12 protein-coding genes are annotated in these 13,400 nt (G+C 38.3%); 6 read left to right on the top strand and 6 right to left on the bottom strand.

The window, feature by feature from the left end; genetic code table 11:
- Window positions 1–22: 22 nt before the first annotated feature.
- The gene (locus DS737_RS08430; protein ID WP_005080719.1) at window positions 23–328 is read right to left on the bottom strand and encodes a helix-turn-helix domain-containing protein; all 306 of its coding nucleotides are present in this window, start codon (window positions 326–328) and stop codon (window positions 23–25) included.
- Window positions 325–1,656: a type II toxin-antitoxin system HipA family toxin gene (locus tag DS737_RS08425; RefSeq protein WP_113997304.1), complete on the bottom strand. Its 1,332-nt coding sequence runs from the start codon at window positions 1,654–1,656 to the stop codon at window positions 325–327. The genes DS737_RS08430 and DS737_RS08425 overlap by 4 nt, the downstream gene beginning before the upstream one ends.
- Window positions 1,657–1,892: 236 nt before the next feature.
- Here DS737_RS08425 and DS737_RS08420 point away from each other — a divergent pair, with 236 nt between their 5' ends.
- Window positions 1,893–2,591, top strand: coding sequence for a DUF1826 domain-containing protein (locus DS737_RS08420; protein ID WP_113997303.1), 699 nt, complete (start codon window positions 1,893–1,895; stop codon window positions 2,589–2,591).
- 50 nt (window positions 2,592–2,641) lie between these two features.
- Here DS737_RS08420 and DS737_RS08415 read toward each other — a convergent pair whose 3' ends face one another.
- Window positions 2,642–4,810, bottom strand: a complete 2,169-nt coding sequence (locus tag DS737_RS08415; protein WP_113997302.1) for a TonB-dependent siderophore receptor — start codon at window positions 4,808–4,810, stop codon at window positions 2,642–2,644.
- A gap of 214 nt (window positions 4,811–5,024) precedes the next feature.
- Here DS737_RS08415 and DS737_RS08410 point away from each other — a divergent pair, with 214 nt between their 5' ends.
- The 5 genes from DS737_RS08410 to DS737_RS08390 all read left to right on the top strand — a co-directional run bounded on the left by DS737_RS08410 (window position 5,025) and on the right by DS737_RS08390 (window position 9,345).
- The gene (locus DS737_RS08410) at window positions 5,025–5,456 is read left to right on the top strand and encodes an SRPBCC family protein (protein WP_075316505.1); all 432 of its coding nucleotides are present in this window, start codon (window positions 5,025–5,027) and stop codon (window positions 5,454–5,456) included.
- 176 nt (window positions 5,457–5,632) lie between these two features.
- Window positions 5,633–6,514 (top strand): LysR family transcriptional regulator, encoded by an 882-nt coding sequence (locus DS737_RS08405; protein WP_113997301.1) that lies wholly within the window; start codon window positions 5,633–5,635, stop codon window positions 6,512–6,514.
- 229 nt (window positions 6,515–6,743) lie between these two features.
- The gene (locus DS737_RS08400) at window positions 6,744–7,448 is read left to right on the top strand and encodes a CoA transferase subunit A (protein ID WP_113997300.1); all 705 of its coding nucleotides are present in this window, start codon (window positions 6,744–6,746) and stop codon (window positions 7,446–7,448) included.
- A 1-nt stretch (window position 7,449) separates the two neighbouring features.
- Window positions 7,450–8,097 (top strand): CoA transferase subunit B, encoded by a 648-nt coding sequence (locus tag DS737_RS08395; protein ID WP_113997299.1) that lies wholly within the window; start codon window positions 7,450–7,452, stop codon window positions 8,095–8,097.
- A 75-nt stretch (window positions 8,098–8,172) separates the two neighbouring features.
- Window positions 8,173–9,345, top strand: coding sequence for a thiolase family protein (locus DS737_RS08390; protein ID WP_113997298.1), 1,173 nt, complete (start codon window positions 8,173–8,175; stop codon window positions 9,343–9,345).
- A gap of 298 nt (window positions 9,346–9,643) precedes the next feature.
- Here DS737_RS08390 and DS737_RS08385 read toward each other — a convergent pair whose 3' ends face one another.
- The 3 genes from DS737_RS08385 to DS737_RS08375 form a co-directional block, all read right to left on the bottom strand.
- A complete protein-coding gene (locus DS737_RS08385; RefSeq protein ID WP_113997297.1) occupies window positions 9,644–10,996 on the bottom strand; it encodes an MFS transporter in 1,353 nt (450 codons plus the stop codon).
- Between the two features lie 94 nt (window positions 10,997–11,090).
- Entirely contained in the window at window positions 11,091–12,368 is a 1,278-nt protein-coding gene (locus DS737_RS08380; protein ID WP_113997296.1) for a DcaP family trimeric outer membrane transporter, read from the bottom strand.
- 291 nt (window positions 12,369–12,659) lie between these two features.
- Window positions 12,660–13,364, bottom strand: a complete 705-nt coding sequence (locus DS737_RS08375) for a class I SAM-dependent methyltransferase (protein ID WP_113997295.1) — start codon at window positions 13,362–13,364, stop codon at window positions 12,660–12,662.
- Window positions 13,365–13,400: the final 36 nt, after the last annotated feature.

Here is a 13,400-nt window from a genome sequence, read left to right as displayed (position 1 = left end):
TAATAATGATTCATCAAAATCTCTATCCTTCTTTAATAATCTTCCTCACAATATGCTCATGCGTCGGTACAAGACCTGCTTGTAATCCGAGTGGCTTAAATACTTTATCTAGGACAGATTGAGTGAGTTTTCCTTTGTCTTGTTCTATGTCTGTTAATGTTCTGCGACTGACACCAACCAAATTTGCGTATTGTTCCTGAGACATGCCAAGTATATTTTTTCGTAAATACGCCAATAATTGCCCCAAGGTAATTTCATTCAATAAGTACTGCATATATAGATCAATAAGAACTTGCTGGCGATCTTGAGGCTGATTTTTTATATTCATAATAGTTCCCATCTTTCTAATTTAGCTTCAACATAATCGAATGAAAGTGCTGGCATATCCATAATCTGTTTTGGGACACCTTTATCAATTAACCGTTGTTTTAGCCCAACAAGATTGCTTGCTAATGATTTTAATGTCTTCATAGACAAATTTGGATCGCATAAATGTGCAAGTTTTTGGGTAATTTGCTCCCAACGATACTCTCCTCCTTCTTCATAAGGACTTCCCCATGTCGTTGATCTTGTCACGACTTCTGGATCAGCTTTCATTGGTGCAAAATCATAAATTGGAGCAAGTGAAATTTTTCCAGATTTTTTTAGAAATGAGGTATTTCGCCCGTGATTATCAGAATTGCCAAAAATAATATTGAGCAAATCTCTTTGTAACCATTCACAAATGAATTGTGTAGCATCAAAATTTGAATCAATCACTGTCAGTAAATCACATAGGTTGTCTATTACTTCAAAATGATTAAGATGACTTCCTGAAGCCTTATTTAATACTGAATAAACAGACTCCAAACCATGACGATGCCATTGTTGATTGCGCCATTCCACATCAAATCTTGGCAACCATAATGATGGATATTTTTCACCTTCGATCAGCTTCATTTCCGTTGTTTCAATGGTATTGAAACCTAATTCTTTTAGTTCTTGATAGTAATAGTATTCCGCTCTGAGAATATTGCAGTCGATCTCACTACGATTATTTCGAGGAAATTTAATTAAATAGTGTTGATCAGGTTGATCAAAGTTTTGTTGATAGGTGTCAATCCAAATATTTTGATCTTTTGTCGCGCGAATCAGTAACTTGGGCGCTTCACCACCCGCTCCTGTTGCACCACCACTAATCGCGCCCATTTGCTGTGCATACTCAAGAAAATCAACATTTCGATCAGCAACATCATTTTGACTAAAATAACGTAAATGCAAAGTAGAGTCAGGATTTATAGGCGGAAGAGCTTCTTTAATTCGCAAGTTTCCTACGGGCGCAATTCCACCTTTTTCCAATAAAATACTATCTTGCTCAGCATACGTGAGTCGTTGTAAGCCTAAAAAATTGACCCAATAACGGCGTGCTGCACCTGAAGGAACAATATCATCCAAAAAACCAAACCATGAGCTAGATTCATGGTTTATAAGTATTTGTACAGGTAGTGAGAGACTACAGGCATGTTCATCTCGCTTGTCCAGATTTTGGATTGCGTATTCTAACTCGTAGACCAATTCACTGGCGCTTGCTGAGCCCAGCTTAGGTTCTATTAGTTTAAGTTCTGCGATATCTAACCAATTCTGGTCGAGTAAAGCCTGTATTGTTAATTTTTGCATTGATATAAATGAGCAATTATTTTCTCAAAAATACTATAAAACTTGTTTTTTGTGAATATATTTGCTCAAAAATATTTGTTACATGATTTTATGAGCATAATTTTGCTCAATTCTATTTGTTAAATATGCATATATTTGATTCAAAATTACTTTATTCGATCTCATCTAAGAGCACTCAAGCAATTAAAGAAAAGTGTATGATTAGCCTCCTATTTACTTATGAATTTATCACTTAAATGAAGAATAGTTTTTCTGGTCACAAGCAAATTAGTGTGGTTTCTACTTTTTCTGAGCTTATTGATTCTAATTTTCAAGGAGAAAGTAATGCAATTTGTTGGTATAGAAACTTAGTTGGTGATTTTCAAGAGATCATAGGAAAACTTGAGATAAAAGAGAATATTACAGAGGTTTCTGTTGACGAGCTTTTAGCATTGCAACTTTCAGAAAATGGTAATTTAGCAAGAGAAATTATTATTGCGGATATTCAACAATTAACAGCTCTCGGTGCATCACCAGTGCTTAACTTGATCCAAAACTACGAGCGAGATGATGAGTTCGATTTTATTTCGACAGATGTTTATTCATTTCATGTCGATCGCTCGCCTATTCCCACTGATACTTTTTTATGTACTTACCATGGTGCAGCAAGTGAGATGTTGCCAAACGATCAGGTCGAACAAAAGATTTTGATTCCTGAAATCAGAGAAAAACTTAAGCAACTACATAATGGCCCAGAAGATGAGTTTGATAATTTTCTAGAAGAAAATTTCTTTGATCTGCATTATCAACCCAAACCAAATACAAAACCTGTGAGTTTAGGTTTAGGCCATTTATGGCGATTGGCCGTTGACCATCCATCACAACACGTTTTACCTTGTGTGCATCGTGCGCCTATCGAAAAAGAAAATGAATATAGACTGCTGTTGATCTGTTAAATCATGAACAAATCGACGAGTGTATATTCACTTTTAAGATGGCCGATCTATCAGAAATTTACAGTCCAAGACAACTGTGCGGTACGTGGAGCGCCTAGGAACAGGTAATCATCCCCAAAGAAACTTCCTGCATCTCTCCAATACTTTTTATTGAATATATTATCAACATTGAACCTTAACGTATTCTCATAGCCATAAGCTTTGAAATTGTATGCTGCACCAGCATTGAAAACTGTGTATCTCGGAACTTTTACGCTGCCTATTTTATTGGCATATTTACTTGCACTATATTGCATACCTGTCAGTAATCTTAAGCCTTCCACTTGTGGCAATTGATATGATAAATAACTTGCAAAACGTACTTTCGGAACATTTTGGGTTTGATGACCTTGATATTCAGAGACACTGATCTCCTTTAAGCGTGAACGCGTCAGTGCCAAAGTTGAGATTATATCTAAATTTCCAGTTACCTGCCCTTGCAAACCAAGTTCTAAGCCTACGTTATGCTGTTTGCCATCAGTTAAATAATAGTTATCAGCATTGGTATATTGATGATCTTGCTCTAGATTAAATATTGCTGCTGTAAGCAACATAGATGGTAATTGATGTTTGATGCCCACTTCATATTGGGTGGATTTGGTTGGGGCAAGTGTTTCAAATGCATTCCCGACAATTCCTTTTTCTTCATTACCGAATGCATACCACGGCGCTTGTCCACCATCACTTAAACCTTTACTAAATGATGTATAAACCTGTGTATTTTCCCAAGGTTGATACATCACTGCAAATTGTGGCAAGAATCGGTTTAAATCCGTATCACGAATCTTATTTGCTGCTGCATCATAAGCTTTTTCATCTAAAGAAAGGATTTTTCCACCCATGAGAACTGACCATGAGTCATTAAAACGGATTTGATCAAGCAGGTTTAATGCGGTTTGCTGACTATCAAGGGACTTATAGCGATTGCCTAAGGCTACATCTGTAGGCGCATAGTTCACTGTATTGTTGTAGATGTTACCTGTACCAACGGGTTCATTGATTGCATCATATTGTGCACGTCGTTTATAGGTATGAGATAACTCGATATTTAAGCTATGTTGCCATGTACCTGTTGCGAACTTGCCGTTTAAGCCTGTTTTAAATTGATTTGTTAAATAACTATCATCTGGACTACGGAAATCATAAATATCGTAGTTGCCATTTTCATCAAAAGTGCCATCAAAACCGAAACCCCATGGGAATGCTGAATAGTCATCAACCACGACACGGCTTTGCGAAGCAGATAAGTTTGCTGTCCAATCATCATTGAGACGATGCGTATATTTTAAACTCGTATTCAGACTTTCATTAGTAACGGATTTACTCCAGCTTTGATAACCCAGTAAGCGATCCCATTCCACATTGGTAGGTACAGTTTTTCCATCTAATAATTGATAGCCTGGTACCGAGCGCTGACGTTGGCGTTGTGATTCAATATCGAACTCAAGTTTGGAATCATCAGAAATTTTCCAATCCAAAGCAACTGAACCAAACAAGCGTTTTCCATTGGTATGTTCAACATATGGATGAATCTCTTCATGCGCTAAATTGATTCGATAGCCAAATTGTTGATTTTCACCCAGCATATCGCCGATATCCGTTGCAACACGATAACCACCCTGACTATCTGTTTCTAAGGTAACTGAACGAATGTCTTTTGGTCGTTTAGTCACATAGTTAACGACTCCGCCCGGTGTAGACATACCGCTTTGGATCGCGCTAATACCTTTTAAGATCTCGACTTGCTCTTTATTTTCTAGCGCAACATTTTGTTCGCCTCTCAACAAATTACCATTGAGTAGATAACTTGATCCTAGATTGAGTGCAAAACCACGCATCACAAAGTTTGAATAATAGCCAATAGGTGCGTAGCCCTCGCCGACCGCCGCATCATTTTTTACAATATCTTTTAGCGTTTTTGCGTGTTGATCTGCAATAAGGTCGGCATTAATAATATTGATTGATGCAGGGATTTTGGCAATGGTTTGTTCAGTAAAGCCTGTTAAATTTACGCTGTTCTGGTGATTGGCATTTTGCTCAGCTGTAACTGTAATTGTTGGGAGACGTTGTATCTCATTTTCTTGTTCCGCATATGCTATTGTTGGAGTAAATCCGAGGTATGAAAATGAACCTACGGTTAATAATGCGCTTTGTAAACGAGAAAATGGAAAAGTTTTCACAGTATTGCTTAACCCCAAAAAAATAATTTTATAGCTTCAACTTTGTGGCATGAGTATTCACAATTTTATTGGATTGAACAAGCATATTCGCTTACATATCTCTGATTTTTTAATGTGCTCGATATTCCGACAAAGAAAATGCCAGATTGAATGAAAACATGCTAATATTTCGAAAATGACAATATGCTATGTCAAATTAAAAAAAGGAATTGATATGCTAAAAATGCAACAAGTCAATATCACTCAAGAGTTCAATGCACCTGTCGAGAAGGTATTTGCGATTCTCAGTGAACATGAAAATTTAAATAAACTTTTCGCTCCAGCAAAAGTGACTCGTTTGAGCGATGGTCAAGATGCACGTAATGGGGTTGGCTCAGCACGTAAGCTATCTATTCCACTGACGCCTTCATTTGTCGAAACAAATTTGGTGTATAAAGAAAATGAACTAATTGAATACGCAATTACCAGTGGTATCGCACCGATCAAAGCGCATCGCGGTGTGATGAAGTTTACTGATCTGGGAAATAATCGTAGTCGTTTGGACTATACGATTAGCTTTAAGGGTCGTGTGCCTTTTATTGGGCCAATTATCAAATTGGCATTACAAAATGGTGTGAGCCGTGGACTTAAAAAACTAAAAGTATAAGTTTTAGAGAAATTCCGTATTCTCTAATTTTAATCTTAACTCCCATAATTTCTGATTGTGGGAGTTTTTATTTGCTGTATAGATCAACTTTTCTTTGAAAAATAATGTCTAAAATAACATTTAGCTGATTTTTACGATAAATTAGACTTATTCAACAACTTCACTCAGGGAAAAAGATGACACTTAAGCAGTTAAAGGCATTTTTGGCACTTGCGCGTACTTTAAATTATGCCAATGCTTCGCTTGAGCTTCATTTGAGCCAATCTGCTTTAAGTCTGAGTATCAAAAGTTTAGAGGAAGAACTCGGCGGTAAACTTTTTAATCGCAACACGCGCCGTGTTGAACTGACTCAAGAAGGTAAATCCCTCATTCCCTACGCAAAAAAACTACTGGCCAATTGGGATGAAATGGAAAATGACGTTAAACAACGTTTTAAATTAAATCGCGGTACGCTGAGTATCGCCTCGATGCCCTTTTTTACCCATGCGATCTTACCCGATGTGATTCATTCTTTTTTATCTGAGCATCCAAATCTTAATTTCTCGATCCATGATATTCCAAATGAAACCATTATCGAAAAAGTCCAAGATGGTATCTTTGAGTTAGGCATTTGTTTTGAACCAGAACTGACAGAAGGCTTAGAGTTTGTGCCTTTGTTTGATGAAGACTTTCTCGCCTTACTTCCTAAAAACCATCCCTTAGCAGACAAAGCACGTATTACGTGGCAACAATTGTTTGCCAATCCTTTTATTACCCTACAAAAGCCATCAATTGTTCGTCACCTAGTTGAGCAAAACTGTTTGCGCAACAATATGACTTTAGATTTAAAAATCGAATGCCATCAGATCTCTTCATTATCCAGTTTTGTTGCGCACGGTATTGGGGTAAGCGCGATTCCACGTCATTTTGCTAAACATATAGATTTAACCGAGAACGTATTACTTGAACTTGAGGATGGAACAATCCATAAAACGGTCGGTATCGTCTATAAAAAGAATTTTGAAATATCTCATATTTCGGCACAATTTATTGAGTCGTTGATAAGGTATAAATTTTAAATAACTCATTATTGAAATTGGTTTTATATTTCCCACTCTCAAATAAATATTTTTATTACAAATATTTTCAAATGTTTAGCTTTATTAATTATTGTTTTTTTACGAATAAAATCTATCCAAAAAATTAATTCATTAATTTAACTCATTAATCCTTGAGAAAAATCAACTTCTATACGCTTAGTCCTAATGCTAAAACTAAATCACTAAGGGACAATAGGACAATAATAGAATGAATAAGGTATATGCCAGCGCTGAAGCTGCAATCAAAGATGTGGTTGCTGATCACCAAACCCTCGCCGTTGGCGGTTTTGGGTTATGTGGAATTCCTGAACAGCTCATTGTGGCGGTTAAAGAAAGCGGTGTAACAGGTCTGACATGTATTTCGAACAATGCAGGTGTAGATGATTTTGGTCTAGGTATTTTATTGCATACCAAACAGATTAAAAAAATGATCTCATCTTATGTGGGTGAAAATAAAGAATTCGAGCGTCAATATCTGAATGGCGAGCTTGAAGTTGAATTGACACCACAAGGAACATTAGCGGAAAAATTACGCGCTGGCGGTGCTGGTATTCCAGCTTTTTATACGAAAACTGGTGTTGGAACTTTGATTGCCGAAGGCAAAGAAGAACGCAGTTTTGATGGTAAAAAATACATTTTAGAAGAATCGCTTACTGCTGATGTTTCACTGATTAAAGCTTATAAAGCTGATAAAGCAGGCAATCTAATATTTCGTAAAACGGCTCAGAATTTTAATCCTGAATGTGCAATGGCTGGAAAAATTACCATCGCTGAGGTGGAGCAAATCGTTGAGATTGGTGAATTAGATCCAGATGAAATCCATTTACCAGGAATTTATGTGAATCGCATTATATTAAATGCTTTACCTGAAAAACGTATCGAACAAAAAACTTTAAGCACGGAGGCAGTTTAAAATGGCTTGGTCACGTAATGAAATGGCACAACGTGCTGCACAAGAACTCGAAGATGGCTTCTATGTCAACTTAGGTATTGGTTTACCTACCCTCGTTGCCAACTATATTCCAGAAAATATGAATGTATGGTTGCAATCTGAAAATGGATTGCTTGGTATCGGTGCATTTCCTACTGAAGAAACCTTAGATGCAGATTTGATCAATGCTGGAAAGCAAACGATTACTGCACGTGCGGGTGCGGCATTTTTCTCAAGTTCAGAATCTTTCGCAATGATCCGTGGCGGTCATGTCAATATTGCAATTTTAGGCGCTATGGAAGTTTCTGAACAAGGCGACTTAGCCAATTGGATGATTCCAGGTAAGAAAGTCAAAGGCATGGGCGGTGCGATGGACTTGGTTGCAGGTGTTCAAAAAGTTGTGGTTCTGATGGAACACTGTGCGAAAGATGGTACACCTAAAATTGTGAAAAACTGTAGCTTACCACTGACAGGTCAAGCCGTTGTTCATCGTGTGATAACGGATTTAGGTGTCATGGATATTACGTCTGAAGGTGTTGAACTGATTGAACTCGCAAAAGATGTGACACTCGAGCAAATTCGTGCGGTAACAGGTGTGCCATTAATTTTTGATAAATCTTTAGTGGCTTAATGAGATTGGATATTCTGCTCTAGTCTGTTGAACTGGAGCAGTTTTATAACAACATACATTTAAAGAGATATAAAAATGAGTTCTATTGTTATTGTGTCAGGTAGTCGTACCGCGATGGGTGGTTTTCAAGGTAGTCTTTCTAGTTTAACCGCCCCAGAATTAGGTGCTGCTGTAATCCGTGAATCTATCCAACGTGCTGGTATTGCACCAGAGCAAGTCAATGAAGTGATATTTGGTTGTGTATTGAGTGCTGGCATTGGTCAAGGTCCTGCGCGTCAAGCAATGCGTAAAGCGGGTGTTCCAGATCATGTTGGCGCTGTGACCATCAATAAACTATGTGGTTCTGCGATGAAAGCAGTATTGATGGCATCAGATGCTTTGAAAGCTGGTAGTGCAAATATTGTGGTTGCGGGCGGTATGGAATCAATGACCAATGCACCATATATCTTACCTAAAGCACGTGGTGGCTATCGTATGGGACATGGTGAAATCAAAGATCATATGTTCTTGGATGGTTTAGAAGATGCTGAAACGGGTCGTTTAATGGGTTCATTTGCTCAGGATATGGCTAATACCAAAGGCTTCACCCGTGAGCAAATGGATAACTTTGCGATTTCTTCACTGAAAAAAGCTCAAACAGCGATTACAGAAGGATATTTCAAAGATGAAATCGTCGCTGTTGAAGTTAAAACACGTAAAGGTGTTGAAGTGATTGATCAAGATGAGCAACCACTCAAAGCAAATCTAGATAAAATCCCAACGCTACGCCCTGCTTTTAGCAAAGACGGTACGATTACGGCAGCCAATTCAAGTTCGATTTCGGATGGTGCCGCCGCTTTGGTGCTTTCTACAGAAGACTATGTTCAAGCAAATGGTTTAAATGTCTTGGCTAAGATTGTAGCTACTTCGAGTCATTCGCAACATCCAAGTGAGTTTACGATTGCTCCAATTAGTGCGATTCAAAAAGTACTTGATCGTGCTGGCTGGTCGGTTGAAGATGTCGATGCATGGGAAATCAATGAAGCTTTCGCGATGGTGGCTATGGCACCGATTCATGAGTTAGGTATTGATGAAGCTAAAGTCAATATTCACGGTGGTGCATGTGCGTTAGGTCATCCGATTGGTGCGACAGGTTCACGTATTATTCTTTCATTGATCTATGCATTAAAACGTTTAGGCAAGAAGAAAGGCGTTGCTGCATTGTGTATTGGTGGCGGTGAAGCAACAGCTGTTGCGATTGAAATCTAAATTATCAAATATCAATAAAGCATCTCAATAGAGATGCTTTTTTTTCATAAAAATGATGTGTGGAAAGGGTTTGGTCTGAGTTAGATTTATTTTTCTTTCTAGATTGAATGAAAAATAGATACTAGTCTCATGGAAATCCAAGTGTTTTAATGAATTAAGGGTGGTCAGGAATTGAGCCAACTCACTTCTATTCTTATCCTTTTGATTTTAAGTTCTGTCTGAAATAAAAAAAGCACATCAGCCTATCTGATGTGCTTTTAGTGTTTTATAGAAGAATCAAATCATATTAACTTAAGCATTATTCGGTTAAATTGGTTTTAACTTCTTCTACTTGTTGTTCTTCATCAAATTTATGACGTTTTAGGCTTAATATCGCACAGATTGCAATCATCGCCGGAATAGAAATCATCACAAAATTCATGGTATGCGGTAAGTTTAAGGTCAATAACAACCCTGTCAAAATAGGTCCTACGATAGCACCAATTCGCCCAACACCAGAAGCACAGCCTATCCCTGTAGAGCGAACGCTTAATGGATAATATTGCGCAACATAGCTATAAAGAAGAATTGAAGTTCCAATCGTCGCCGCACCCGCAACAGTCACTAAACCATATAACACATAAGCTGGAGAGTTAAATCCTAAGCCGATCAGTGCCACAACACCTGCCATGAGCATACCCATGATCACAGGTTTCAAATGGAATTTATCTGAAAGAATACCGCCACCAATTGAACCAATCATTGCGCCAACATTCAAAGCAAATAAGAATAAGATACTCTTACCAAGTGAATACCCTGCTGCAAGCATGAGTTTTGGTAACCAACTACTTAGTGCGTAAACCATCAGTAGGCACATAAAGAACAATACCCAGAACATCAGTGTGTTGAATGCGCGACCTTGTTGGAATAAACCTTTCACTGAGCTACCAGTTGGAATATTTTCCTCATTTAGCGTTAAACGAGTATTGCTGCTGATTGCCTGTTGAGGTGAGATTTTTTGTACAATGCTATTTGCTTGCTCAGTTTTTCCTGTTTTAACCAAAAAAGTTAAAGACTCAGGTAAGAATTTCCACATAACTGGTAATAAAATTAATGGAATCCCCGCAATCAAGAACATGATTTGCCAACCCTGACTTTCAACCAAATAGCTTCCTATCAGTGCTGACAAGATTCCGCCGATCGCATAGCCACTAAACATCGTGCCGACTAAGGTACTGCGAATACGTTTAGGGGCATATTCTGAGGTGAGCGCCACGAGGTTTGGCATTACCCCACCAATGCCTAGACCCGCCAAGAATCGTAAAATACCGAATTCAAAAGGATTAGATGCGAATGCACCTAAAAAGGTAAACCCACTAAAAAAAGTCACACAAATTAAAATTACATTTTTGCGTCCGATTTTATCTGCCAATGCACCGAATAGCATGGCGCCGAACATCATGCCGCACAATGCGGTACTGGCAAGCATGCCTGCTTGCACAGAAGTAAGTGACCACTCCTGCATCAGTAAGGGTAAAACCACACCATAAATGACCAGATCGTAACCATCAAAAATAATAATCAATAAACACCAAAGTAAAATACTCCAGTGAAAAGGCGTAAACTTTGCTTCGTCAATTACTGCATTTACATTAACTGTAGATGTTGTCATTCTGCATCTCCTCAATGAGATAAATTCCTAATCATTATTAAAACGACATACTGCACCTTAAAGAAAAAACATATAATTCAAGGTCTTATTTATATTAAAAATCATAACTCGCCATCATGTTGATACGGTTATCTGCACCTGTACGGCCATCAAAGGTTTCACGTTCACCGTAGACATATTCCATACCCAGCGTGATAGGTTTGTACGGGTTGTACATGCCATTGATCCAGCCTTGCCATAATTCTTTATTTTGATTTGAACTGTCTTTATTTAGGCGAGCGAAGCTATTGTCACTTTTGGCTTTCATATAGCCGTAGCCTAAGGTTGAACGGAACTGCGAGGTGAATTGATGTGTGATCCCTGTAGAGATGGAATCAAACTCATTGCTATGTATATTGTTTTGATCATCAATGGCATAACTGCTATTGCTCCACATCAGGAAGCGTCCATCGCCTTTGATATGGTTATAATCTGCTTTTAGAAAGGTGGTTGGCGTTAACTGATATTTTCCACCGATACCCACACCCCATGCCCATTCATCATCATTGCTAGTTTTTTTCTCTGCCACAAAACTACGCCCAGACAGCATCGAACCATTGTCGAATTTATGATTTACACGCCCAACAAAGGCAGGTAAACGCATTTTATTTTCAGGATCAGAGCTTGCTGTGTATTTAGGATCTTCAACCGATAATGCAAAGCTGGTATTCGCTGTAATATTGTCACTATAACGAACCAATGGTGAGCGTTGTAATGCCCCACCCACATAGGTCGCTGCATCAATTGTTTCTGGATAATACTCAGGTGCAATGAAAGTAGACCATGTTTGACCCAGTAGCCATTTGTCAAAGGTTAAATAGGCATGACGGATACGGAATTGATCGCGTGAAGCGCCACCAAAGAAATCCATTTCTAATTTTCCGCCCACATCGCCTGCTGCTGTTGGTGTGGTGAAATTGAGTCCTATGCGTGAGACATTGGCAGTTGAATGTAAACGATCTTTTTGTTGTGCTGCTTCCGCTGTACCTTTGAGTGGTACAGCACTGATATTGTTGTACATCGTGGATGCGCCTTTCGCTTGATAAGACGCATCGGCACGGATATAACCATATAAACTGACTTCTGCACCAGATTTTAGTTTAGGTGTCGGCGTTTGCGTGGTTACTGGAGTGGCTGCTGCGTTTAGATTGTTTGCTGGCTGTGTCGATGCAGGTTGCTGTACATAATGTTGCAACATTGCCCTTAACTCTTGTACTTCTTGGCGAAGCTGTGCAATTTCGGCACTCTCCGAAGCTGCATGAGCAGATGACATGACTGCCACAATCGACAGCGTCAGCACGCTTTTTTGCACCGTTAGTATGAACTTTTTCATTAAAATAAGTTTCCTTCTTTTTTGATCTTAAATACCGTTTTAAGATCGCTATTTGTTTGCGTTGTATCCTTTGCAGAAACCATGACTGCATCGCATTTTTTGTTTTAAAGCATTAACACATTGATTTATTTGGTTTTCACCTCCTTTAAAATACTTATATTGATAAACTAACTCTTTTTTTAGGACAAAAAGATCTAGCAGCGGCTATAAAAGTCACTGTTAACCATTTGGTAAAAAATAAGTTTAAATGAGTCCTTTAATATTTATTCCATCATAGATGCAAGACCTTGTTTAGGACGCTTGTGCAGAAAACGTTTGACGCCTCTTTTTCTGCGCGATCAATCCTTGATACATTAAAATTTGGCTATATGAAGACACATTCATAAAACCTGTGTGGTGAAGTAATTCCTGATATTCATCAAATGAAACAGTGAAAAAATCGCTTTCCATTCGTTCTAACATTTTCTGACATTGTGCTTCAGTCAAACCTTGTGCCAAGCAGACATAACGTAAAGCTTGAAATTGCTGAGGGTCTGTACAGGTCATCAAATCATAGGTCAGTAAGATTCCATTTTCTTTTAAATGATCATGGATCTCTGTAAAAAAAGTAGGCTTGTTTTCATCAGCAATAAAATGCGCCACCAAAATAGTTAGAGCTGCATCAAAACAAATTTGATCAGGTAAATGTGAAGTGTCACCATGCACAAATTCAACTTGTGCGCACTTATTCAATTGACTGACTCTCGCCTGTGCTTTCTCAAGCATGGCTAAGGAAGGATCAAGCGCTGTAAATTTCCAGTGCGGATGCCTGTTTAAAAGATATTCCAGCTCATAACCCGTCCCACATCCTACAATCAGGATATGAGCATCTGCTTTCAATCTGGACTGTAATATCGCATCTACTTGTTGATGAATGATTTCATATCCTGGTATTAATTTACGGATATGCTGATCATATTCTTCAACCACTTTTGGACTGCTGAAATCTTTTGCCATGGGTCCTGATCCTTTGCCTTTGCAACTTTAAAATGC

It is taken from the genome of Acinetobacter haemolyticus, assembly GCF_003323815.1.
GTDB classification, from domain to species: Bacteria; Pseudomonadota; Gammaproteobacteria; order Pseudomonadales; family Moraxellaceae; genus Acinetobacter; species Acinetobacter haemolyticus.
Note: the sequence above shows the minus strand (reverse complement) of the source record. Positions and strands in the feature narration are given on the sequence as shown.

What these genes read in the sequence shown, in the direction of transcription:
- DS737_RS08375 (WP_113997295.1), bottom strand. Translation starts at nt 13,364, where the DNA reads ATGGCAAAAGATTTCAGCAGTCCAAAAGTGGTTGAAGAATATGATCAG.
- DS737_RS08380 (WP_113997296.1), bottom strand. Translation starts at nt 12,368, where the DNA reads ATGAAAAAGTTCATACTAACGGTGCAAAAAAGCGTGCTGACGCTGTCG.
- DS737_RS08410 (WP_075316505.1), top strand. Translation starts at nt 5,025, where the DNA reads ATGCTAAAAATGCAACAAGTCAATATCACTCAAGAGTTCAATGCACCT.
- DS737_RS08420 (WP_113997303.1), top strand. Translation starts at nt 1,893, where the DNA reads ATGAAGAATAGTTTTTCTGGTCACAAGCAAATTAGTGTGGTTTCTACT.
- DS737_RS08400 (WP_113997300.1), top strand. Translation starts at nt 6,744, where the DNA reads ATGAATAAGGTATATGCCAGCGCTGAAGCTGCAATCAAAGATGTGGTT.
- DS737_RS08405 (WP_113997301.1), top strand. Translation starts at nt 5,633, where the DNA reads ATGACACTTAAGCAGTTAAAGGCATTTTTGGCACTTGCGCGTACTTTA.
- DS737_RS08425 (WP_113997304.1), bottom strand. Translation starts at nt 1,656, where the DNA reads ATGCAAAAATTAACAATACAGGCTTTACTCGACCAGAATTGGTTAGAT.
- DS737_RS08430 (WP_005080719.1), bottom strand. Translation starts at nt 328, where the DNA reads ATGAATATAAAAAATCAGCCTCAAGATCGCCAGCAAGTTCTTATTGAT.
- DS737_RS08390 (WP_113997298.1), top strand. Translation starts at nt 8,173, where the DNA reads ATGAGTTCTATTGTTATTGTGTCAGGTAGTCGTACCGCGATGGGTGGT.
- DS737_RS08385 (WP_113997297.1), bottom strand. Translation starts at nt 10,996, where the DNA reads ATGACAACATCTACAGTTAATGTAAATGCAGTAATTGACGAAGCAAAG.
- DS737_RS08395 (WP_113997299.1), top strand. Translation starts at nt 7,450, where the DNA reads ATGGCTTGGTCACGTAATGAAATGGCACAACGTGCTGCACAAGAACTC.